Annotated in this window: 13 protein-coding genes; 7 read left to right on the forward strand and 6 right to left on the reverse strand. The window is 34.8% G+C overall.

Translation table 11 applies throughout. From position 1 onward, the window contains the following. The first annotated feature begins 321 nt into the window (after positions 1-321). From QMG60_RS19335 to QMG60_RS19365, 7 genes are all read left to right on the forward strand, one after another. Positions 322-909: an RNA polymerase sigma-70 factor gene (locus QMG60_RS19335; protein WP_057116390.1), complete on the forward strand. Its 588-nt coding sequence runs from the start codon at positions 322-324 to the stop codon at positions 907-909. A 220-nt stretch (positions 910-1,129) separates the two neighbouring features. Beyond that, the gene (locus QMG60_RS19340) at positions 1,130-2,173 is read left to right on the forward strand and encodes a FecR domain-containing protein (protein ID WP_281866103.1); all 1,044 of its coding nucleotides are present in this window, start codon (positions 1,130-1,132) and stop codon (positions 2,171-2,173) included. 274 nt (positions 2,174-2,447) lie between these two features. Next, positions 2,448-5,753 carry a TonB-dependent receptor gene (locus QMG60_RS19345; RefSeq protein WP_281866104.1) on the forward strand — a complete coding sequence of 1,102 codons (3,306 nt, stop codon included), beginning with the start codon at positions 2,448-2,450 and terminating at the stop codon, positions 5,751-5,753. Positions 5,754-5,764: 11 nt separating this feature from the next. After that, a complete protein-coding gene (locus QMG60_RS19350; RefSeq protein WP_281866105.1) occupies positions 5,765-7,135 on the forward strand; it encodes a RagB/SusD family nutrient uptake outer membrane protein in 1,371 nt (456 codons plus the stop codon). 65 nt (positions 7,136-7,200) lie between these two features. Beyond that, positions 7,201-8,148, forward strand: a complete 948-nt coding sequence (locus tag QMG60_RS19355; RefSeq protein WP_281866106.1) for an ATP-binding cassette domain-containing protein — start codon at positions 7,201-7,203, stop codon at positions 8,146-8,148. An 11-nt stretch (positions 8,149-8,159) separates the two neighbouring features. Beyond that, complete coding sequence (locus tag QMG60_RS19360; protein WP_281866107.1) at positions 8,160-10,427, forward strand: Gldg family protein; 2,268 nt, start codon at positions 8,160-8,162, stop codon at positions 10,425-10,427. Between the two features lie 11 nt (positions 10,428-10,438). Then, a complete protein-coding gene (locus QMG60_RS19365) occupies positions 10,439-13,252 on the forward strand; it encodes a M16 family metallopeptidase (protein WP_281866108.1) in 2,814 nt (937 codons plus the stop codon). A gap of 134 nt (positions 13,253-13,386) precedes the next feature. On the opposite strand, the gene QMG60_RS19370 is transcribed toward QMG60_RS19365, so the two are convergent. The 6 genes from QMG60_RS19370 to katG all read right to left on the reverse strand — a co-directional run bounded on the left by QMG60_RS19370 (position 13,387) and on the right by katG (position 24,694). Continuing rightward, on the reverse strand, positions 13,387-15,204 hold the full coding sequence (locus QMG60_RS19370; protein ID WP_281866109.1) for an alkaline phosphatase: 1,818 nt from the start codon (positions 15,202-15,204) through the stop codon (positions 13,387-13,389). Positions 15,205-15,353: 149 nt separating this feature from the next. Next, on the reverse strand, positions 15,354-16,889 hold the full coding sequence (locus QMG60_RS19375) for a RagB/SusD family nutrient uptake outer membrane protein (protein WP_281866110.1): 1,536 nt from the start codon (positions 16,887-16,889) through the stop codon (positions 15,354-15,356). Between the two features lie 19 nt (positions 16,890-16,908). Then, complete coding sequence (locus tag QMG60_RS19380; protein WP_281866111.1) at positions 16,909-20,289, reverse strand: SusC/RagA family TonB-linked outer membrane protein; 3,381 nt, start codon at positions 20,287-20,289, stop codon at positions 16,909-16,911. Positions 20,290-20,361: 72 nt separating this feature from the next. After that, positions 20,362-21,282 (reverse strand): FecR domain-containing protein, encoded by a 921-nt coding sequence (locus QMG60_RS19385; RefSeq protein WP_057116400.1) that lies wholly within the window; start codon positions 21,280-21,282, stop codon positions 20,362-20,364. Between the two features lie 112 nt (positions 21,283-21,394). Next, positions 21,395-21,952 carry an RNA polymerase sigma-70 factor gene (locus QMG60_RS19390; RefSeq protein WP_057116401.1) on the reverse strand — a complete coding sequence of 186 codons (558 nt, stop codon included), beginning with the start codon at positions 21,950-21,952 and terminating at the stop codon, positions 21,395-21,397. Positions 21,953-22,420: 468 nt separating this feature from the next. After that, positions 22,421-24,694, reverse strand: coding sequence for a catalase/peroxidase HPI (gene katG / locus QMG60_RS19395; RefSeq protein ID WP_281866112.1), 2,274 nt, complete (start codon positions 24,692-24,694; stop codon positions 22,421-22,423). Positions 24,695-24,730: the final 36 nt, after the last annotated feature.

Genomic DNA, 24,730 nt, shown 5'->3' on the forward strand with positions numbered 1-24,730 from the left:
ATTAAAATAATTTTCTTGCAAAAAAAGAAGGGTCTGAAAAAAAACAAATCTATACTTTTTATAAATATCCTTCAATAAAAAATACTTTTTTTATTACATTTTGTTTAATCCTCAATTAAAACAAGACTTAACCTACAATAATTTAAACACTACAATAACCTGCAATGAATCTTATGCAAAATAGAGATGTTTATTTTTACAATAATTTATTATTTTCTTCAATAAAATCGTAAAACAACATTTTTGAATGCATATTCTTGATATATAATCTTTATTTGAAAAAAAATAAATAATATTGCTGAATTGATTCTTACCTAAAGCATGGCTCAAAATTCAAATATTGACGAAAAAAAACTTCTTCTTGAATTATCTCAAGGAAGTGAGCTTGCTTTTACAAATGTGTACAATCAGTATAAAAATACTGTTTATTCTACTGCTTTTAGAATTACTAAATCAAAAATTTTATCAGAAGAAGCTGTTCAGGATATCTTCTTGAAGATCTGGCAGAATCGTGAAACTTTGTCTGAAATAGACCATTTTGAAAATTATCTTTATATCATCTCGCGCAATCATTTGTTCAATTCCATTAAGAAAATTGCAAGAGAAGCTACTTTAGCATCAGAAATTAATTTAAAAGAGACCGGCTTTATAGATACAGATACCTCAATTAAAGACGAGCAGTACAATATAATTTTAAACCAGATTGTGGAACAGCTTCCTCCGCAGCAGCAGAAAGTTTATAAAATGGCTAAATTGGACGGTTTGAGTCATCAAAAAATTGGTGAAAGTTTAGGCATTTCGACTGAGACTGTAAAAAAACATATGGCGCAGGCTCTAAAATTTATACGTCTTAAAATTTCTCCGTACATGAATATGTTCATGACGTTTCTTCTATTTTTTAAATTATAGATTAAAGTTTTTTCTCTCAAAAAGGCCTCATTGTCTATTATTTTACCTTTTTTTTACATTTTTTTCACATTTCACTACTCCCTCCCCATTTTTAAATGGTCTTTATAATAAAGAGGCACATTAAACATGCCTTATCCCTAAAATCAGAAGGGCTGAAAAAAAAAAAAAAGATAACCCAATCTATCATTTACAAACAAGTACTAATTTAATTTACTAAACAATGCAGCAAAAAAAATTCGAAGAGTTATTTGAAGGCTACCTGCAGAATAATCTATCTGATGCAGAACAGCAGCAAATGATGGAAATAATTCAGCAGGGAACCCATGATGATTTTCTAAAAGAAAAACTTCATGATATGCTGAAAAACGATTACGTTACTGAAGTAATGGATAAAAAGCAGGGAGATGATATTCTAAACTACATTTTATCTAAACCGCAAAACGAACCTAAAGTTTTAGATTTAAATCCTAAGAAAAGAAGCAGAAGAACAGTTTTGAAATTTGTATTTGCGGCTGCTAGTATTATTGCTTTGATCGCTATTGGAAATTCATTCTTTTTTACAAAAAATAATTCTCTTCCTGCCCCAGCTGTTCAACCAGAAGTTATAGCAGAAAACACTTTAATTGATTTCAGCGGTAAACAGTTGGTACACCTTCCTGATGGCAGTACGGTTCTTTTAAATGACAACAGTAGTTTAAAATACGATCAAAATTCCTTTAACAGCAAAACTCGCGAAGTAACACTGACGGGAGAAGCTTTTTTTGACATTAAACGCAACGAAGAAAAACCTTTCATTGTACATACGGGTAAGGTACAGACTAGAGTTTTAGGTACTGCTTTTAATATCAATGCCAAAAATTCTTCAAACAATATCGAAGTTACAGTTACCCGTGGTAAAGTTCAGGTTGGAGACACTCAAAAAGTCTATGGTGTGATTACTCCGAACCAGCAGATTAAAGTCAACAAAAACACTTTGAATTTTGAACAGAATAATATCAACGCTGCTGTTGTAACGGAGTGGAAAAGTAATTACTTGATTCTGGATGATATTAATATGACCGAAGCTGCTGCATTAATTTCTCAGAAATATAAAGTTCAGATTTTAATACAGAATGAAAAAATTAAAAACTGCAGAATAACCGCGAGTTTCTTAAATGAAGAAGATTTGGATCATGTTTTAAAAGTAATCTCAAGTGTTCTAGAAACAGAATATCATTACGACAAAGCCGGCGCTGTTATTTTAGATGGCAAAGGGTGTGAGTAAAGAGTAAAGAATACATAATAACTAGTAATCAGGCTGGCTAATCTCCTACTTAGAAAGCTGAGAAAAATAAATATTAACCTTAAAAAACGAAGAAAAACAACCCAAAACCAAAACTAAAAAAGCCATCCAGCTCCTACACCAGATGGCCAAGATTTTTAACAATTAATCCAGTAACCATTAAAAAACAAGCAAATTTATGAAATTACGCTGTAAAACAACCATGTTTGACAGGGAAAAGAAATCATCTTTTTTTCACTTGTCAAAAAAAACCATTATGATCATGCGAATCAGTTTATTCCACATTTTCTTACTGACCTGCGGCACTCCAATGGTATTTGCTACCGAAATGAGCGGTCAGAATTTAGAATCGATATCTGTTGATATTGAACTTCATAATCAAGACATTAAAACTTTATTTAAGACAATAGAAAATAAAACGGGACTACTGTTTGCTTATCAGCCGCAGATCATAAAAGATTTTCCAAAAGTAACTACACCACGAGGACGCCGCAGTGTTAGTGATATTTTGAATACCGTATTTCAGGGCAGTAATTTAGTTTACAAACAAGTAGATAAAAACGTTGTCATTTATAAAAAAGAAAATCCTAAAACCACAGCATCAAAAACAGATGACAGTGAAGCCAATTACATGCTAAATGGTAAAGTGCTGGATGAAAATGGCCTGCCTCTGCCGGGTGTGTCTATTGCAGTTGTAGGAAGCAATAAACAGGGCGTTTCAGATTTTGATGGTCAGTTTTACATCGAACTGCCAGCAGGGAAACACGTGCTGAAAGTATCTTATTTAGGATATAAAACACAGCAGGTTACCGTTGAAAACCAAACCTCTATTACCATTAAAATGCAGCCCGATCTGGCTAAACTAGATGAAATCGTAGTGATTGGTTACGGTACAACCACAAAAAGAACTTCAACTGGGTCTGTAGTGAAAATTACATCTGAAGATATTGAAAAACAACCGATAACCAATATTCTGCAAACGCTGCAGGGAAGAACTCCCGGCGTTTTTGTAACGCAGACTTCGGGTTACGCAGGAAGTGATATGAATATTAGTGTCCGCGGGCGAAACTTTATTGAAGGCAGTAATATTCCTCTTTATATCGTAGATGGAGTTCCATACATTGGAGACGATATTAAACAACAGGTGCAGGATCAAAATGTGATTAGAGGAGCTCAAAAATCAACAAGTCCGCTAAACATCATTAATCCAAATGATATCGAAAGCATCGAAATTTTAAAAGATGCCGATGCAACGGCAATTTACGGTTCAAGAGGTGCAAACGGTGTTGTACTGATTACGACTAAAAAAGGCAAATCTGGAAAAACTGAGTTTACCATAACTACCAACTCTGGAGTTTCGGAAGTAGCGCATATGGTCAAAACATTAGATACTCCCGCTTACCTGAACATGCTGCAGACTGCTTTGAATAATAACGGCGATGTTGCTGATGTTGGCAGTAACGGTATTGCCCTTACAGACTGGGATCCTAATGCTTATACAAACTGGCAGAAAAAATTAATAGGAGGAACTGCTAACTTTAATAATTATTCGGCATCTTTAAAAGGCGGGAACGAAACAACGAATTTCCTTTTGAGTGGTGCTTACCATAAAGAAACTACGGTTGTGCCTGGAGATTTTAGCTATGATAAATTCTCTACTAATTTTAATATTAATCACAGCACATTAGACAGGAGATTAAAAATTGGTGCTTCGGTAATTTTTGCTACAGATAATAATAAACTACCATTTTTTGATATCACAACATATGCGGTCGGCACTGCTCCTAACCGTCCTTTATACAATGCAGATGGCAGCTATTATTGGTCACCAGACTATTTTAGTGATATAAATCCTCTTGCCGCTCTAGAGAAGAGAGTAGACGATAAAGGACTCAATTTAATTACCAGCTTTAATCTTCAATACGAAATTGCAAAAGGACTTTCTTTCAAAACAGATTTAGGATATGGAAGAGCTCAAATGCAGACCAAACAATTTATGCCAGGATCGGCAGTTAATCATGTTTATGCTGAAGCAAACGGCAGTAATGTAAACTTTCAAAGATCTTATACGGTTTCAACTAATAATACCAATAATTTTACTGTTGAGCCTCAGCTTAATTATACAACAGAATTATGGAAAGGAAACTTAACAGCACTTGTTGGAGGTTCATTGCAGAATAGAAAATCAGAGATGCCTTCTTATGTGAATTCAAATGGTTACAGCTCAGATAATTTAATTGGTAACTTAGGAACTGCAGAAAGCATTACTGCCAACAATGGAAGTGTTGAATATAAGTACATTTCTCTTTTCAGCAGATTAAACTATAATATTCAAAACAGGTATATACTAAATGTTAACTTTAGAAGAGATGGCTCATCCCGTTTTGGAGCGAATAATCGTTTTGGAAATTTTGGTTCTGTTGGTGCAGCCTGGGTATTTACACAGGAAAAATTCTTAAACAATCTTTCATGGTTAAGCTTTGGAAAACTACGCTCTAGTTATGGTGAAATTGGAAGCGATGCTATTGGAGATTACCAATATGCTGATACTTTTGACACTCGTACATATGGAAGCGGAAATGCCTCTATGACAGCAGCTAGAATTGCAAACCCTAACATTAGATGGGGATTAACAAAGAAATTTGAAGCGGCACTTGATTTAAGTTTCCTAAACGACCGCATTTCTTTTACGGCAGCTTATTATAAAAATACTTCGAGTAACCAATTGGTAAACTATACCCTTAGTGCACAGGCAGGTTTTACAACTTATACGGCAAATTTACCGGCTGAAGTTGAAAATAAAGGGTGGGAATTTACCCTTGGTACAACAAATATTCATACTAAAAATTTAAACTGGTCAACTTCTTTTAATATTTCAACCAATTCTAACAAATTAGTATCATTTTCTGGAATAGAGTTTACCAGCTACTATTCTCAATATGTTGTTGGAAAACCTTTAGGCGGCAGATATTTATACAACTTTACAGGTGTTGATGCAGATGGAATTGCTCAATTTGAAGATAAAAATGGAGACGGCAGAATCTCCAGCGGATTTGCAGAAACCGGCAGAGGAGACAGAAAATATTATGGACCAACTTATCCGCAATATTATGGCGGTATCTCCAATACGATTAGCTATAAGGCTTTTACTCTTGATTTTTTATTTCAATTTGTAAAACAGGATGGTACAACTTTAATGACGGACACCGGGGCACAACCAGGTTATCCTTACAGCACTGCAAATTTTCAAGTGGATGAGTATAATCATTATTTAGCGCAGGGAAATGTTTTAAGTTCAGGTTTTCAAGATAGTTTCTATGATTATATGGGATCAAATGCCTCAATTGTAGATGCATCGTATATAAAACTTAAAAATGTAAGTGCTTCTTACCAAATTCCTTTAGATGAGGCAACAAAGAAATATTTGCAGAGTATCCGACTTTCGATTCAAGGACAAAACTTAGTAACATTTACTAAGTATAAAGGTCTTGATCCTGAAACACAGGGATTGGCACTTCCGCCATTACGTACTATAACTTTTGGAACTCAGTTTACATTTTAAATCTCAAAATCATGAAAAATATTTCAAATAAATATACCTATATATTTTCATTTTTTCTTTTGCTAGGAATTACGAGCTGTGACGATGCTCTTGATGTTGATATCCCTAGTAATCAATTATCATCAGAAAATGTGTACTCTACAGAAGCAACTGCTGAAGCCGCTGTAAACGGAATCTATCAAAGTATGGTTACAGATTTTTATTATAACAGAGTGCATTCTATTCTTGGAGAAACTGCTGATGAATTGGTGCCAGCAGCTGGTATTGCCAATGTTTACAGTTCTAATGAAATCCCAGAAACCGACGGAACTATAAATGGTAATTGGGGCGAATTATATAAAACTATCTATAACGCAAATAACGTAATTGAAGGAATCTCTAAAAGTACTTCTCTTAATGATGTGAAAAGCAAGCGATGGATTGCAGAAGCAAAATTTTTACGAGCGTATTGTTATTTTTATCTGACTAATCTTTGGGGAAATGTGCCTTTAGTACTGACTACAAATGTAGATGTATCTGCACTGTTGCCGCAATCTCCGCAAGAAACTGTTTATGCACAAATTTTGCTTGATTTAACAGATGCGTCAAAAGATCTTCCAACGGATTACAAAGATTATGACCAAGAAAGAATTAGAGCTACAAAATGGGCTGCAGAAACTTTATTGGCAAGGGTAAATCTTTATTTAGGAAGATGGACTGAAGCCGCTGCTCATGCCTCTACAGTAATAAACCAGACAGGAACTTACAAAATAATTACTGATCTGGGAGATGATAACAGTCCGTTTATTGCAGACAATGATGAAGCTATATTACAGATACCTTATTTTAATGTTGATTACACATACGAAGGATCTTCTGTATTCACAACCGGTGGTACTTTTTTGCTGAGAAAAGGCAATTCGCTCTTTGAAACTGGTGACGCCAGAAAAACAAATTGGACAATTGATATTACAAATGGAGCCGGCGTATTATTAGGTATCGCACCTTATAAATATCACAACGGATTTGGTGATTCTCCTGTAGAACGCTCTACTGTATTAAGATTAGCAGAGCTGTATTTAATTAGAGCCGAAGCCAGAGTAAGATCAAATGATATTATAGGTGCCCAGCATGATATTAATGTTCTTAGAAATAGAGCCTTATTAAATGATACGACCTTAACAGATGTAAATCAGTTGCTAGACTTAATTGCTCTTGAAAGACAACGCGAGTTCTTTGCAGAAAACGGACATCGATGGCTGGACCTTAAAAGAACTGGCAAACTAGATGAAACCCTCTCTGTTTTATCTGATAAAATATGGAAAACTACAGATAATTTATATCCAATACCAGAACCTGCTATTCGTTCTAATCCCTTTTTAATCCAAAATACAGGATACTAAAAAATTAAAAATAACGCAAGAATGTACTTTCAACAAAAATACATTCTTGCGATTTTAAAAACACTATGGAAACAACAATTGTAAGAGTTGAGGATTTGTCGCATCAATACAGTAAGGATTGGGCAATACAAAATATTAGTTTTGAAATTAAAGAAAATAGAATTTTAGGCCTTTTAGGATCTAATGGAGCTGGAAAATCAACTACAATGAATATTCTTTGCGGCGTGCTAAACCAAACCAGCGGCAATATTTTTATTGATGGAATTAATCTAAAGGAAAACCCGGTTGAAGCCAAAAAATTAATTGGTTTTTTACCACAGACACCTCCTTTGCACTTAGATCTAACGGTAGATGAATATCTAATTCACTGTGCGGAACTGCGTCATGTAAAAAAAGAAGATTTAAAAAATGCTTTAGAGAAAGCCAAGGAACAATGCGGTATTTCACATTTCAGCCACCGATTAATTCGAAACTTATCCGGAGGTTACAGACAACGTGTAGGTATTGCTCAAGCTATTATTCACGAACCTAAATTAGTAGTTTTAGATGAACCAACAAACGGACTTGATCCTAACCAGATTTTAGAAGTTAGAAAATTAATCAAAAAAATATCAAAAGATAAAGCCGTTATTTTCTCTTCTCATATTTTATCCGAAGTTCAGGCAACCTGCAAGGATATCAGGATGATTGAAAACGGACATATGGTTTTTGCCGATACGCTTGATGCCTTCAATAACTACATCGAAGCAGATAAATTGACAGCTAGTTTTGAAAATCCACCGCAAGTCGAATCTTTAACAGCTATTCCAGAAGTGACAGATGCTGTTTTTCTTTCTCCTAAAAAAGTGCAGATAACATTTGACGGAACTCAGGAAGTTGCCGAAAAAATCATTTCGTTAAGTGTTCATAACAATTGGAAATTACGTGAGATTCAATTCGAAAAAGTTTCCCTTGATGAAATTTTTGCGCAGTTATCTAAAAAAGCGCCTTCTAAAAATTCTATTCCTTCTTAAAAAACAAACAAATGAAAACAATATATAGAATTGCTAAAACAGAGCTCAACACTATGTTTTACTCACCTGTCGCATGGGTTGTTTTAGTAATATTTTCAATCCAGTCCAGCTGGAAATTTTTCAACTCTATTGAACGTTTTGAAAAAGCACAAAAAATTGGAGAGGGTCTTGGCAACTTAACTCAGATTACATTTTCGGGCTTCAATGGTTTATATACAGAAATGCAGAATTATTTATACTTGTATGTGCCGCTTTTAACAATGGGACTAGTAAGTCGCGAAATTAACAGCGGTTCGATCAAACTGTTACTTTCTTCGCCAATTAAAATTAAAGATATTGTACTTGGTAAATATTTAGCTATAGCTGCTTACTGTCTTTTATTCATTGTGATATTAGGATTACAGGTTGGTATTGCGTACTTCTCTATTGAAAATTTAGATTTAAAATTTGCCGTATCAGGTCTTATTGGTTTGTATTTATTGGTTTGTACATATGCCGCAATCGGGCTTTTTATGTCTTGCCTCACTTCTTATCAGGTTGTGGCTGCGATCAGTACTTTGGTAGTTTTGGCAGGTTTAAATTTCATCGGCAAACTTTGGCAGGATGTTGAAGTTGTAAAAGACATCACCTATTTCCTTTCTATCTCCGGCCGTGCAAATGAAATGCTGGAAGGTCTTATCATCAGTAAAGATGTAATCTACTTTGTTTTGGTAAGCAGTCTTTTTATCGTGTTGAGCATCTATAAACTACAGACAGGAAGAGACGCACAAACAATCTCAAAAAGAGTTTTAAAATATACTTTACTAGTCACAATTGTTTTATCATTTGGCTATATTACTTCCAGAGCTTCTCTTACGCTGTATCAAGATATGACGCGTACAAAAGACAGAACATTAACAAAAACCAGTTTAGATATTGTCAAAAAAATAGACGGCCCTATAAAGTTAACCACTTATGTAAACTTACTAGACATCAACTATTATATGGCTATGCCTTACTCTCAAAATTCAGATATAGCAAGCTTTGAAAAATACACCCGTTTTATACCACAGATGGAAATGGAATATGTGTATTATTATGATACTTCAAACAATGAAGCTCTATATGCTCAAAACCCTGGATTAAACGACAAAGAGCTTGCGCAGAAAATGATCGAAACACAGGATTTAAAGCTAAAAAAACTTTATTCTCCAGAAGAGATTAAAAAGGTTGTAGATTTAAAACCTGAGCAGAACAGAGTTGTACGAACTGTGGAATATAACGGTAAGAAAACATTCTTAAGAATGTATGACGATATGTTTAAGGTTCCTATGGAAAAAGAAATCTCTGCCTCTTTAAAACGTCTAGTTGTTCCTGCTCCTAAAATCGTTTTTGCAACCGGCAACATGGAAAGAAGCGTTGATAAAATTGGAGATAAAAATTACAAAACTGGTTTTAATGAAATCACTTTCAGATATTCACTTATCAATCAAGGATTTGATGTTTCTTCTGTAGATATTAATGCGCAGAATATTCCAGAACAAACCACAATTTTAATCATTGCCGATCCGAAAACGCAATTGAGCCAAGGTGCTGTAGACCGCATCAATAAATACATCGATCAGGGAAAAAATGTAATGCTTTTGGCTGAACCTGAAACAAATTCTGCTTTGGCTGCTGTAACAGATAAGTTAGGTTTAAGTTTTACCAAACAAGCTCTAGTTCAAGAAAGTGAAACTAATTCGCCAGATTATTTAGTTACTGAAGTTTCAAAAAATATTGATTCGACTGTAATCAAATTAACTAAAAACAAAGACAACAATCCAATTCCGTTTTTAGGAAGCAGTGGGATTAAAATGGTAAAAGACGTTGGTTTTAAAGTGACACCGCTTTTAAAAACCAACACACAGCCGGCTTGGGAAGCAAAGACTGGAATTACTTCAATTCCTGAAGATTTGAAAAAACAACCTGCTGTAACTGCTGTTCCGCTTGCTGTAGCTTTAACCAGAAATGTAAATGGTAAATCACAAAAAATAATTGTGGCAGGAGATGCCGATTTTATGGGTAATGCCGAATTAAGCCGAGGCGGATCAGGAACATTTCAGTTTTTTACTGATATCTTCAGCTGGTTTACCAATTATGAATTTCCTATAGACACTACTCGACCTGAAAATATCGATAAAAAAATAACGGTAAATGCCAATCAGGTTTTCATGAGTAAAATTGTATTTATTGCACTGTTTCCTTTATTGATTATACTCAGTGCTGCTTTCATACTGATTAGAAGAAACAGAAGATAAAAAATATCAAAATGAACACTAAAAAAAATATCATCATTGGTATTCTCGCCTTGTCTTTTCAAGGCGCATTTTCCCAATTCAAAACCAACATTCCGCTGGATAAAAATGTGACAACCGGAAAATTAAAAAATGGGCTGACATATTATATTCTCCACAACGAAGAACCAAAAGACAGAGCCAGTTTTTACTTTGTTCAAAATGTAGGTGCCATTCTAGAAGACGACAATCAAAACGGATTGGCGCATTTTCTGGAACACATGGCATTTAACGGAACAGAACATTTTAAAGGAAAAGGGATCATTAAAATGTTAGAGAAGAACGGAGTAAGTTTTGGTAAAGACATCAACGCTTATACTGCTCAGGATGAAACAGTGTATAATATCAGCACAGTTCCTGTCAGCAACGAAAAACTAATCGATTCTACACTTTGGGTGCTGCATGACTGGTCAGGATCGCTGTCTTTAACTGATGCCGAAATCGATGCTGAAAGAGGTGTAATCAGAGAAGAATGGAGAACCAGAAGAACAAGTGATTTTCGTTTAAAAATGCAGACAGATCCCGTTTTATACAAAGGTTCGCAATACAGTAAAAGAGATGTTATTGGCGATTTAAATATCATCAACAATTTCAAATATCCTGAACTGAGAAACTATTATAAAAAATGGTACCGCCCAGATTTACAAGCTGTAATCATTGTTGGTGATATTGATGTAAAAGCAATGGAACAAAAAGTGAAGACATTTTTTTCAGGAATTCCACTGGCAAAAAAAGCAGTTCCCCGCCCCTACTTTAATATTCCAAAACACGATGAATTGTATTTTGGCACGGCGTCAGACAAAGAAGCATCTTCTTCTTCCATTACACTTCAATATGTCTTAGACGAGCCTTTATTAAAAGACAGCATCGTTACGCGTAAAAACGTAATGAACTCATTTTATACCAGCATTTTAAATAATCGTTTCAAAGAATTGCTTTTAAAAAATCAAAGTGGTGCTTTAAACTTAAAAACCTATTTTGAACCTATTTCAAGATTAAATACATCGTTTAATATTTCGGCTTTAGCCAAAAAAGGAAAAATAATCCAGGCATTTGAAGAAGCTTATACAGAGACAGAGCGCCTAAAGCGTTTTGGTGTTTCTCAAATAGAATTAGATCGAACTAAAAAGATTTTCATAAGCTCTTATGATGATTTTATAAACAATAAAGATAAAGTTGACAACGACAGCTGGGCAGATAAACTGACCAATTATTTCTTAAAAGCTAAGCCATTCCTTTCCCCTGAAGATGATTATAAATTAATTGTTGGGATTATAAAAAGTATCTCTTTAGAGGAATTGAATGCTTATGCGAAAACCATTCAAAAACCAACAAACCAAGTGGTTTTAGTTACTGGTTCAGATCAGGATAAAAATGATTTCCCAACAAAAGAAGCTGTTGTAAGCGTAATGAAAAAAGTCGAAAACATGACTTTGGAACCTTACACTAAAAAAGAAAACAACGCGCCGTTAATTGATAAGGAACTAAAACCTGCTGCAATTAAAAAAACATTTGAAATAGCTGGAGTTAAGGACGCAAAAGGTTATATTTTAGAAAATGAAGCTAAAATAATTGTACTTCCAACAAACTATTCACAAGATCAGATTATTTTCTCGGCATTTTCAAAAGGAGGTAAATCTTTAATTAAGACAGAAGATCTCGCTTCTGCTGAAATTGCAACAACAATTGCAAGATCTTCAGGTCTGGGTAATTTTGATAATATTGGTCTAAAAGAAAAACTGACCGGAAAAGTTGCGCAGGCCGCACCGTTTATTGGTCAAAATACACAGGGATTCCAAGGAAGTTCAAATAAAGCCGATTTCGAAACTATGCTGCAAATGGTTTATCTTTCTTTTGAGTCGCCGCGTTTTGATCCAAATATTTTCAATATCCTAAAAGACCAATATAAAAACCGACTGGAAACTATTAAAAAAGATAATGAAAGTGTCTTTAAAGATTCTATTGATTTAGCAAATTCAAATCATAATGCCCGTACTTTTATTTTCAATGAAAAATTTCTTGAATCTATTGATCTGAAAAAAGCCGAAAACATTTACCGTGACAGAATTAAAAATGCCGGTGATTTTACTTTTATTTTTGTTGGAAACATTCCAGATTCCGCATTAGGATTAATTCAGAAATACATCGGAAATATCAACTCCAATCCAGCCTTAAAGGAAAATTATGTGGACCATAATATTGAGCCTAAAAAAGGAAAGACCCAAGTTCATTTCAAACGTCCTATGGAAGTTGCAAAAGCAACCGTTTATTTAAACTTAACCGGAAAAACAGAATACAGTAAAGAAAATGCCTTGACAATGTATATCATCGGAGAACTGTTATCAAAACGATTCTTGCAGACCATTCGTGAAGAAGAAGGCGGCAGTTACGGTGTAAACGTTGGAGGAAATCTGGAATTGATTCCTAAACCAACTTTCAGTCTGGCTCTCACTTTTGACTGTAATCCTGACAAACAGGAAAAATTAATGCAGATTGTCTGGAAAGAAATAAACGACTTAAAATCAAATCCAGTCAATGCAAATGATTTGGAAGGTATTAAAAAAGCTTTGTTAAAAAACCGAGAAGAATCGCTTAAAACCAATTCTTTCTGGAATACAACAATTTATAACAGCACATTAAATCAGATTCCGTTTTCGACGGATGAGGAATATAAAAATTTAATTTCTAAAATTAATCAAAAAACTATTCAGCAGTTTAGTAAGCACGTTTTGGATAGTTCTAGCAGTGTCGAAGTTATTATGAGCCCTGAAATCGAATCAGGAAAGTAAAACTTTAGGATACATTTTTATTTTATTAGTCATTAAAGGTTGTCCTCTCTGGGCAGCCTTTTTTGTTCGGTCATTCATTAAAAAAGGGCGTTTGAAGAAAATCAACCGCCCTTTTATATCTCAATAAAAAAATCTTATTTAGCAGAAAGTAATTCCATTATCTTATGATAAATCGATGTGTTTTGATAAACTCCCATAAATTTATCTGCTCCTGGTCCATAAGCAAAAACTGGAACTGGAACTGCGGTATGATCATTTGTGCTGAAACTTCCGTGAACGTAACCTTTCTCGATACTTCCATCAATCAATGATAATCCACCTGTCTCGTGATCTGCGGTTACGACTAATAAAGTTTCTGGATTTTTATCTACAAATTCCATTGCTTGTCCAACTAATTTATCAAAATCCAGCATTTCACGAACAACATATTCAACATTATTTTGGTGCCCGCCGTAATCAATCTGCGCACCTTCTGCCATGATAAAAAATGGATTTTTAGTTTTTGAAAAAGTGCTTGTTGCTTTCGCTAAAGATTTAGTTAGAAAATCTCCTCTCCCATTTTTCATAGAAACAACAGCTTTATCTTCTAAAACTACAAATCGATTGTTTTTGATGGTATCTAAACTGGCAAAACTATCTGAAAATGTATATCCTTTTTCGATTAAAACTTTAGACAAATCTTTACCGTCTTTTCTGGATTTAAATTCATTTTGACCTCCGCCAATTAAAATATCAGAAGGATTTGCCAGGAAATCATTTGCGATTGGTTCGCTCAAACTTCTTTCCGGCTGATGTGCATAAAAAGCCGCCGGCGTAGCATCTGTAATATTTCCTGCTGAAATAATTGCCGTTTTATAGTTTTTCTTAATCAATTGCTGTGTAATCAATTCCAACGGTTTTCCTTGTTCGTCAACACTAATAAAACGATTATTGGTTTTATGTCCAGTTGCCATTGCAGTTGCTCCAGCAGCAGAATCTGTAATGTAACTATCTGAAGCTTTGGTGATAGAAAATCCTTGAGTTGGAATGTTAAACAAACTCAATTGTCCTTTGTTTGCGGTGTAACTAGAATATATTTGAGTTAATCCCATTCCGTCGCCAATTAAAAGAATAACGTTTTTAGGACGTTTACTTTTAAATGCATTTTTAGGAACGTAAGCTTGATGAAATTCTGTGTTTTGGTAAAATGTCGTTTTAATGCTATTAATGAACTGCGTCAGCTCAGTAACTTTATCTGTTCCGATAAAATCAACTTTTAAATTCATCAAAGTCATATAAGTATTTACGTTGTCCTGCGTTGCCCAGAATCTTACTTTTTTATTTTGATCGTGAACTTTCTTGATAATAGCTTGAATTTTTTCAGAATCTGCCTGCGTTAGAACTCCTTTTCCGTTCCAAACGGTGATTTCTTTTAAATCTTCGCTGATCATTTCTACACGCGCTAATTGATCTGGCGTGTAATTTTCGTTTAATCTTCCGTCAAAATAAATAAAATCTGGATATTCATTCCATTTTGAAGGTAAAGGTCTATTGCCAGAAATGACCACTTTTATATTTTTATTCGAAATAATATCTGGAAAAGTCTTTAACTGCTGTGCAATAACTTTCAAAGTCGAATCGGCATCAGACTTAATATCAATCATTAAAATTAAAGGTTTGCCGCTTGGGTACGCTTTTCCTTCTAAAGTTTTTAATTTAGAAGAAAGCGGTTCCAAATACATGCTTTTAAGCGTGTTGTGAGCGACAATTTCTTTTGAAGTGTGGGCTACAAACAATTCGTTATTCACCAAAAAAACATCGGCTTCAATAACACCGGTTTCATTAGAATAAGCGCCATAAAATGGTAATTTACTCTCGTAATCATTATGAGAATGAATATTAGAAGAACTGTATTCCTGCGCCTGTGCGAAAAGGAAAAACTGAAGGCAAAAAAGGGTGATTATTTTTTTCATCGAAAATAAATTAAATAACAAAAAGTTGTAGGTTACTTTTTGAATTGTATGAAAATAAAAAATGGTTTTATTAATTTTTTACGGCCGCAGCCTCCCGACAAAAAAAACTGCAGCGTAAAAAAACTAAAAAAACACAATGAAATTATTGATTACCAGCCTTGGTTTTGAGTCAAAGCTCCTTTGCTTACTGCGATTTCATCTGGCGGTATTGGCCAAACATGGTGTATAGCTGGATTAAAATTACGAGCTGGATAAATTACACTTCCATCATAATGGTGCAATGGTTTGGCATATGTTTCTTTTGCATCTCCCCAACGCACTAAATCAAAGTGACGGTCTGTCCACTCACCTGCTAACTCGCAGCGTCTTTCTCTTTTTAAATCAATTAAAGTAGCTCCAGAAAGATCTGTAAGACCTGCGCGGTGGCGAATCATATTGATTTCTGTATCTGCATTCTGCCCTTTCATTAATTTCGCTTCCGCTAACATCAAAATTACGTCTGCATAACGTAAAAGAGGTACGTTTAAAGCTGTCGAAGGTTTGTCCCCGTTTGCATTTACGTAACGAATATCAACTCCGCCAGATGTTGTTTTTGGATAACTAAATGGCTCCATGTATTTTTTAAACTGATAACCGGTTCTGTTACTTGAACTTACTACGTGATTTCCTTCATTAAAAGTTACCAATTCTCCAAAATACATGAATTTATCTCCTTTTTGTAAAATCGTAGCACTGCGTCTTTTATCGTTTGGAACATAAGTATCAAACAATTCTTTTGTTGGATAGAAATTTCCCCATCCGTTGTAAACTCCCCATCCTTTATCTTCTAAACAAACTCCAGGAAAAATAGATCCTAAAGAAGTATTTTCTGCACTTGAAGTAACAGACCAAATATATTCTGATGACCAGTTATTGCTAATTTTAAATACATCCTCAAAATTGTCTAATAATTTGTGTTTTCCGCTTGCCACAATCATGTTGGCATATTTTATAGCGTTGTCCCAATCTTTTGCATACAAATACGTACGAACTAAATAAGCCCATGCAGCAGTTTTGTGAGCGCGTCCGTAATTGTCTGGTGTAAGCTGGTCAAAGTAAGGTAATAAATCGGCCGCTTTAATTAAATCTGCAGCAATGTAAGCGTAGTTTTCTGCAACATTTTTAGCACGAGGCACATACACATTTGTTGGGTTTTCTCTGTCCTGAATTGGAATTCCTGCACGATCGTCTCCATAATGGTATGCTAATTCTAAATGCATTACGGCATGATTAAAATAAGCTTCTCCCAGCATTCCGTTTCTTGTACTTTCATCCAAAGGAATATTTGGCACATTACGAATTACATCGTTACAGCGTTTCATAATTTCATAGTGAATTCTCCAAATATCTTTTGTATCCGATTCTGCTCCGTCAACAATAAAATTTTTGATACGCTCTGCGTTTTGTCTTGGTTTTGTTCCGATATCATCACTTGCATTATTCAGCCAGAAAAAACCACGGCCATACATATTATCATCAGAATATAAAGCATATATTGCGTTTACTCCTGCTTTTGCATCTGCTGGAGTTTTCCAGAAATTTCCGCTTGAAGGAGCTCCCTGTGGTACAACATCAAGTTCACTTTCACAAGCCGAAGTGCCCATTAAAAGCACAAAACTCAATAATAAAAGACTTATTTTTTTCATTTTAATTGTTTTTTATTTTTTAAAAAGTTGCATTAACACCTGTCATGTAAATACGTGAAAGTGGATATTTACCTAAATCCATTCCGAAGTTTTTAAGACCAACTTCAGGATCCATTCCAGAATATTTAGTAATTGTAAATAAGTTCTGTCCAGAAATAAAGAATCTAAGTTTTGCTTTTCCGTTCAGCCAGCTTTCTTTTACGGTATAACCAATCGACACGTTTTTCAATCTCAAGAAAGAAGCATCTTCGATATAAAGATCAGAGATACGTCCGAAGTTATTATTGTTGTCTGTTGAAGATAGAACCGGAACATTGGTGTTTGTATTGGTTGGAGACCAAGCATCTTTAGACTCTGCCAATAAGTTATATCCTGGGAAAGAAGCATTTAAACCTGTATGTTTTACAGCGTTGAAAACACTATTTCCGGCAGCACCGTTAAAAAAGATATTCATATCGAATCCTTTGTACCTAAAATTAGCATTCAAACTGTAAGTTGTTTTTGGAAAAGGACTTCCTAATACTACTCTATCGCTGTTATTGATAACACCATCGCCGTTTTCATCTTTAAATCTAATATCTCCCGCAACAGCATTTGGCTGATAGGCCACACCATTTTTGTTTACATACGCTTTTGCTTCTGCATCACTTTGAAATAATCCGTCTGTTTCATATCCGTAGAAAGCACCAACAGGACTTCCAACTTGATAGATATTTGCTAAAGGTAAACTACGAACTCTGCTTAAGTTTAAGGGTTCAAGCGAAGTCAAATCGTCTTTAATAGAAACAATTTTATTGGTTAAGAATCCAGCGTTTGCTGTAACGTCAAACTTAAATTCGCCTTTTGTTTTTTGATACGTTAAACTAACCTCAATACCTTTATTTTCAACATCTCCAGAGTTTACAATTCTTCCTTGCGGCGTTCCAGAAACACCAGGTAATTGGTCACGAACCAGCATGTCTTTATTTTTTTTCACATAAGCATCGACAGATCCAACTAAACTATTATTTAGCATTGTAAAATCTAAACCAATATTAGTCTGCTCAGAGCTTTCCCATTTTAAATTAGGGTTTGATAATTCGCTTTCTGCATAACCATAATTAATAGATGGAGTTGCTCCAATTAAAGCTTGAGTTTGTGATAATGGCACACTAAACTGATATGGTCCAAGGTTTCCTAAATTTCCAATCTGTCCCCAGCTTGCACGTAATTTTAAATTGCTTACAATTGGTTCAAGACCTTTCATAAAACTTTCTTCAGAAATTAACCAACCTGCAGAAACAGAAGGATATACTTTCCAGCGGTTGTCTTGCAAAAGTTTTGAAGTTCCGTCACGACGCACAATTCCTGAGAATAAATATTTTTGATTGAAGTCATAATTTAATCTTCCTACATAAGAAGAAATGATTTCATCTGATAAACCTGCCCCTGTCTGTTGAATTAATTTTGCATTTAATAAATAGCGCTGTGATGGATCTTCGTTGTCAAATCCAGTTCCTTCAACTGTATAGAAATCTCTTTTAGTTTCTTGATACGTATATCCGGCTAAAGCTTTAAGGTTGTGTTTTCCGAATGATTTTTCATAAGAAATAGTCTGCTCACTCAATAAATCGGTAATTGTCATATTTTTTAGAGTCAGTCTATTGAAATCAAATATTTTTCCTGGCTCAGTAACTTTTACTGTGAAATCTGTTGCATTATCCTGAATTCTGGTATATCCCCAGTTTGATTTTACTTTTAACCCTGGAACAATTTCCCATTCTGCATAAGGATTGATCAAAATGGTAGAAATTGGATTTTTGTTATCTAATCTTTTTAAATATGCCACTGGATTGATAACGTCTCCGTAAGAGCCAATATATTTTTCAGGAACACCGCCAAATTGGCCAGAACCATCTTCTCTGTAAATCGTCGCGTTTGGCGGATACAAAATCGCTGCTTGAATTGCTCCTGTATACGAACTTGAAGTATTAGCAGTCTGACCATCAGTTAAGGAATATGAAAGATTTTCCCCAATTGTGAAATTATCGGCCAATTTAAAAGATGAATTTGCTCTTACTGTATAACGTTCTCCGTATGTGTTTAACAAAATACCTTCGTTTTTTCTATAACTTCCAGAAAGAAAGAAATTAGATTTTTCTGTTTTTCCATTTACAGAAAGAGACAGATCTTGAATTTCTCCTGTACGGAAAATTTCATCCATCCAGTTTGTTTTTGTAGTTCTTGCTGTTGGTTCAAATGCAGTGTCAAAAGCAGGAATTCTTGGTAATCCAGCGTTATCTCTTGCCAGATTCATAGCATCAGCATATTCTGCAGCGTTTAGAACCTCTAATTTTTTCGCTACATTTTGAAACCCTCCCTGATAGTTTACATTTACATTGATACGATCTGAAATTCCTTTTTTAGAAGTAATTAAAATTACCCCTCCAGAAGCTCTCGCACCATAAATTGCAGCAGAAGCCGCATCTTTTAAAACACTTATCGAAGCAATATCATTTGGATTTAAAGTATTTAATGAACCACTATAAATAATTCCGTCTAAAACAATTAACGGAGTCTCAGCATTTAAAGATCCGATGCCACGAATATTGATTGTTGGTGAAGATGTTGGATCACCTCCATCGTTAATAACCGTAACACCAGCAACCGTTCCCTGCAGTAATTCAGCAGCATTGTTATACGTTCTGCTAGAAGTTTCTTTCATAGAAACAGAACCTACAGCGCCAAGAACTTCGTTCTTTTTTACACTTCCGTAACCCATAACAACCACTTCCTGAAGTTGTTTTACATCAGCTGCCAGTTTTACTGTAATGGTTTGTGTGCTGGTAACTTTTACTTCTTGTGTAATATAACCAACGTATGAAAAAACAAGAGTAGCTTCTGCTGCATTGATTTCCATTTTAAACGTTCCGTCAAAATCTGTAGCTGCAGCTGCATCAGAACCTTTGTCTTTGATTCCAACTCCTGGTAACGGCATATTATCATCGCCTCCAAAAACAGTTCCTGAAACAATTATTTTATTCTGATCTGTCGCTGCTACTTTTTGATTTTTTTTGATAACGATATTATTGCTCACAATTTCATATCGAAGTGCTGCACCGCAAATTCTGTCCAACGCTTGTTCCAGCGTTACATTACTCAATTTTAAACTTAATTTTTGATTGGTATTGACTTGGCTGCTTTCGTACATAAAATGCACATCGACCTGATTTTCAATTTTTTGAAAAATTTTTTTTATACTTTCATTTTCAACTTTTAAAGTTACTCTTTTGTTAATGTCAACATTCCCGGCGTTTACTGTCAGCGTCGCAAAAAACAAAGCCATAAACAGGAATAATTTTGTTCCTATTGTCTTTAAGCTCTGACAATTTACGGCATACCGCATTTGTTTTTCATTCATAATTTTTAGATTTAGTTGATTGTTTTTGTTTATTTAGGATGCTACGTAGTTTATTTTTAATGTGCTGAAGAATTACTCTATTTTATAAATACCCGAATCCATTTTATAATCGGCATTGATGATATTACACACCAACCCAATTACTTGATCGGCAGGCAGTTCTTTAAAATAGGCGCTTATCTTTAAAGCATTTAATTTTTGATTTTTGATTTCGATAGCCACATTATAATTGCGGTTAATTGTGGCAACCACTTCGGGCAGAGGCGTATCTTCAAAAACCATAATATTTTTTCGCCATAGTGAAATTGTATTCACTGGAATATCTTTAAAAGCCTGAAGCTTATTGTTGTGTGATTTAAATACCACTTTTTGGCCAGGAGTTACATACACATTCTCTTCTGTAACGGTAGATTTCACGTTCACTCTTCCAGTTAAAACTGAAACTTCCTGGGTTGTTTGGTCTGGATATGCCTGTACATTAAAACTGGTTCCGAGAACTTTGGTATCCATTTTATTGGTGTGAATGATAAAAGGATGTTTTTTGTCTTTGGCTACATCAAAAAAAGCTTCACCAGAGAGATATACTTCTCTTGTATCTCCTTTAAATTCTTTTGGATATTTTAAAACACTTCCGGCATTCAGCCATATCTGCGTTCCGTCACTCAATTTTATTTGAGCATGTTCGCCAAGTTTTACCGCTAATTGTGTGTTTTCAATTGAATGTGATGACTGATAAAAAAACACTGATAATCCGATTAGAAAAACCAAAGAGGCAGCAACCGCCCAGTTTTTATATTGAAGAGCAATAACATTATTGGTTTTCTTAATTTGACGTAACTCTTTTTTTAGTTTCGAACGATCTGACTGTATCATTTCCATGTTTTCAAAAAAATCATCAGTACGATCGTACCATTTATTCCACATTTCTTGTCCTTTTGGAGAATACTTTCCTTCTAAAAAATGTTTTATTTCTTGTCTTAATTTATCAGGCATTATAATTTCTTTATGTCTTTAATAATATGTCTTTGGAATTGTAATTTTCGGTAGGCGCGTAAGGTTACGCTTCTGTTAAGAAAAAAATGAAGTCTTAATTTTGATTTCACTTTTAATTGAACTCGCCCAAATAAGTGCGCATAAATTTGAGCGCATAAGTAATATGATACTTTACCGTTTCTATTGAAACATTCAGTTCCTCAGCGATTTCTTTATTGGTATAATGTTTTACTCTGCTTAGAATAAAAACTTCTTTTGATTTTTTAGGAAGTAACATTGCTGCCTTATCAACTGCTTTTTGCAGTTCATCGTAATAAATAGAATCTTCTGTTGCATTATGACTGCCGTACGAAACAGTATTTCTATCCAAAACTTCTTGTACATATTGGTCTGCAACTGTATGAGATTTTATATAATCTAATGTCATATAACGAACCGAAGTGTAGATATAAGCCGCAAAACTTTTTTGAATGACAATTGTCTTGCGTCGTTCCCAGATACTAGTAAAAACTTCCTGAACAATTTCTTCTGATATTGCTACCGATTTCATTCTGAGGTATACAAATCGAACAAGTATGTCTCGATATCTAAAATAGAGTTCATCAAAAGCTTTGTCTTTGCCGTTTCTTAATAGTTCGACAAGTTCTTCGTCTGTAAACTTCTTATACATTGTACATTATTTTGGCATGAATAATCAAATGAAAAATGCAGTCTGCAGCATTTCTTCTGATTTCGTGTTGATAATGTTCTTGTTGTTTTAAAAATGACATATACAAAGTATTAGGTTCTTTTTATATGTCTTCAAAATTAAAGATGAGGGTAGGTCGAAAAGGTTACGTTTACATTAATAAAACGGTCTTAAAACGAAACATATTATTAACATTTGAAACTAAAGTTACCTGTAAAATAAGGTTATGAAGTATTTGAAGTAAAAAATAGAATGGTCTCTCTTTTATAATAATCCTTCTCTTATAAAAAAGCTTTTTTTGAGGTTTGAATGATAAAAAAGTGCTTAACAAAAAATTAAAGACTCTAAGCGCACGGAAGGTTAAATCATAGCTGTTTAATTTTTTTTATAAAAAAATGCCCCCAATAAGCAGCAAACTTTTTGGGGGCAATTGTAAAATTAATTTTTGTTTTAAACTAAATCGAATCTATCTAGATTCATTACTTTATTCCATGTTACAACAAAATCGTTTACAAATTTTTCTTGTGCATCTGTACTTGCATACACTTCTGCTACAGCTCTTAATTCTGAATTAGAACCAAAAACAAGATCTGCACGTGTACCAATCCATTTTGGCTGACCTGTTGCGCGATCGTTTCCTGCGTACAGCTCTTTATCATTGGAAACAGCCTGCCATTGTGTATTCATATCAAGCAGATTTATGAAGAAGTCATTCGTCAATTTTCCCGGACGATGTGTAAATACACCATTTTTTGAACCATCTGTATTGATGTCCAGCACGCGTAGTCCTCCTAAAAGTACTGTTAGCTCAGGTGCTGTAAGGGTTAATAAATTTGCTTTATCAATAAGAAGTTCTTCTGTTGAAACTGGTGATTTAGTTTTTCTATAATTTCTAAAACCATCTACTTTAGGCTCCAAATATCCAAATGATTCAACATCTGTTTGTTCTGATGATGCATCCATACGACCTGGGGTAAAAGGTACAACAACTGTACTTCCTGCCTCTTTCGCCGCTCTTTCTACTGCTGCAGCACCTGCTAAAACTATTAAATCTGCCAGTGAAACTTTTTTTCCATCGATTTGAGCATTGTCAAATTCTACGCGTATCGTTTCTAATTGGTTTAAAACCTGTCTAAGCTGCGTTGGGTTATTGACCTCCCAGTCAATTTGCGGCTGTAGTCTTATACGTGCTCCATTTGCACCACCACGTTTATCAGATCCCCTAAAAGTAGAAGCCGAAGCCCATGCCGTTGCAACCAGTTGAGATGTGCTTAATCCGGTATTTAGTATTTTTTCTTTTAGCTGAGCAATATCATTCTCATCTATTAATTTATGATTTACTTCTGGAATAGGATCCTGCCACAATAATTCTTCCTGCGGAACATCTGGTCCTAGATAGCGTGCACGTGGTCCCATATCACGATGTGTCAATTTAAACCATGCACGTGAAAAAGCATCAGCAAACTGATCTGGATTCTCTAAAAAGCGTCGTGCTATTTTTTCATATTCTGGATCTAACCTCAGCGATAAATCAGTAGTAAGCATTGTTGGCAAATGCTTTTTATTAGGATCAAAAGCATCAGGAATAATTTCTGGAGCATTTTTAGCTACCCATTGGTGCGCACCTGCAGGACTTTTAGAAAGTTCCCATTCAAAACCAAATAAATTTTCAAAGAAGTTATTGCTCCATTGTGTTGGAGTTGTTGTCCATGTTACTTCTAGTCCACTTGTAATGGCATCAGGACCTTTACCTGAACCAAAACTATTTTTCCATCCAAAACCTTGAAGTCCTAAATCTGCTGCTTCTGGTTCTTTACCAACGTGGTCAGAAGAAGCTGCACCGTGAGTTTTACCAAAAGTATGTCCTCCCGCAATTAATGCTACTGTTTCTTCATCATTCATTGCCATACGTCCAAAAGTATCTCTAATATCTTTTGCCGCAGCAATCGGATCTGGATTTCCGTCTGGACCTTCCGGATTTACATATATAAGCCCCATTTGTACAGCGGCAAGAGGTTTTTCTAGATTTCTGCTGTGAATATGACCATCTGCATCATCATCTGACGATACAACTCCATGATCTTTTGGCACACCTTCAGAACCATCTTTATAACGTTCATCACCTCCAAGCCATGTAGTTTCAGAACCCCAATAAACTGATTCATCTGGCTCCCATACATCTGCTCTTCCTCCTGCAAAACCAAATGTTTTAAAGCCCATTGATTCCAAAGCAACATTTCCAGTTAAGATCATTAAATCTGCCCAAGAAATTTTTTGACCATACTTTTGTTTTATCGGCCATAATAATCTTCTGGCTTTATCAAGGCTTACGTTATCTGGCCAGCTGTTAAGCGGCGCAAAACGCTGTTGTCCTGCTCCTGCTCCACCGCGTCCGTCATGTACTCTGTAAGTTCCAGCGCTATGCCACGCCATTCGGATAAAAAGACCTCCATAGTGACCAAAATCTGCAGGCCACCAATCTTGTGAATCAGTCATGAGTTCATGTAAATCTTTTTTTACCGCCTCAAGATCAAGAGTTTTAAATGCTTCAGCATAATTAAAATCCTTATCCATCGGATTTGATAAAGCTGAATTCTGTCTCAGGATATTTACTTTTAGCTGCTTTGGCCACCAGTCACGATTTTTTGTGCCTGTTGCTGCTTCCTTATCCATGCTCCCATTATGAAAAGGGCATTTGCTGATGTCATTCGATTGATTATCCATAATTGCTTTTTTTTATTTTTACTAAATTACAAACTA

The organism is Flavobacterium sp. GSB-24, assembly GCF_027924665.1.
Classification (GTDB): domain Bacteria; phylum Bacteroidota; class Bacteroidia; order Flavobacteriales; family Flavobacteriaceae; genus Flavobacterium.

Bases quoted from the DNA above. Each gene is read 5' to 3' on its own strand.
- QMG60_RS19355 (WP_281866106.1), top strand. From the start codon at position 7,201: ATGGAAACAACAATTGTAAGAGTTGAGGATTTGTCGCATCAATACAGT.
- QMG60_RS19350 (WP_281866105.1), top strand. From the start codon at position 5,765: ATGAAAAATATTTCAAATAAATATACCTATATATTTTCATTTTTTCTT.
- QMG60_RS19345 (WP_281866104.1), top strand. From the start codon at position 2,448: ATGATCATGCGAATCAGTTTATTCCACATTTTCTTACTGACCTGCGGC.
- QMG60_RS19390 (WP_057116401.1), bottom strand. From the start codon at position 21,952: ATGTATAAGAAGTTTACAGACGAAGAACTTGTCGAACTATTAAGAAAC.
- QMG60_RS19365 (WP_281866108.1), top strand. From the start codon at position 10,439: ATGAACACTAAAAAAAATATCATCATTGGTATTCTCGCCTTGTCTTTT.
- QMG60_RS19380 (WP_281866111.1), bottom strand. From the start codon at position 20,289: ATGAATGAAAAACAAATGCGGTATGCCGTAAATTGTCAGAGCTTAAAG.
- katG (WP_281866112.1), bottom strand. From the start codon at position 24,694: ATGGATAATCAATCGAATGACATCAGCAAATGCCCTTTTCATAATGGG.
- QMG60_RS19385 (WP_057116400.1), bottom strand. From the start codon at position 21,282: ATGCCTGATAAATTAAGACAAGAAATAAAACATTTTTTAGAAGGAAAG.
- QMG60_RS19340 (WP_281866103.1), top strand. From the start codon at position 1,130: ATGCAGCAAAAAAAATTCGAAGAGTTATTTGAAGGCTACCTGCAGAAT.
- QMG60_RS19370 (WP_281866109.1), bottom strand. From the start codon at position 15,204: ATGAAAAAAATAATCACCCTTTTTTGCCTTCAGTTTTTCCTTTTCGCA.
- QMG60_RS19375 (WP_281866110.1), bottom strand. From the start codon at position 16,889: ATGAAAAAAATAAGTCTTTTATTATTGAGTTTTGTGCTTTTAATGGGC.
- QMG60_RS19335 (WP_057116390.1), top strand. From the start codon at position 322: ATGGCTCAAAATTCAAATATTGACGAAAAAAAACTTCTTCTTGAATTA.
- QMG60_RS19360 (WP_281866107.1), top strand. From the start codon at position 8,160: ATGAAAACAATATATAGAATTGCTAAAACAGAGCTCAACACTATGTTT.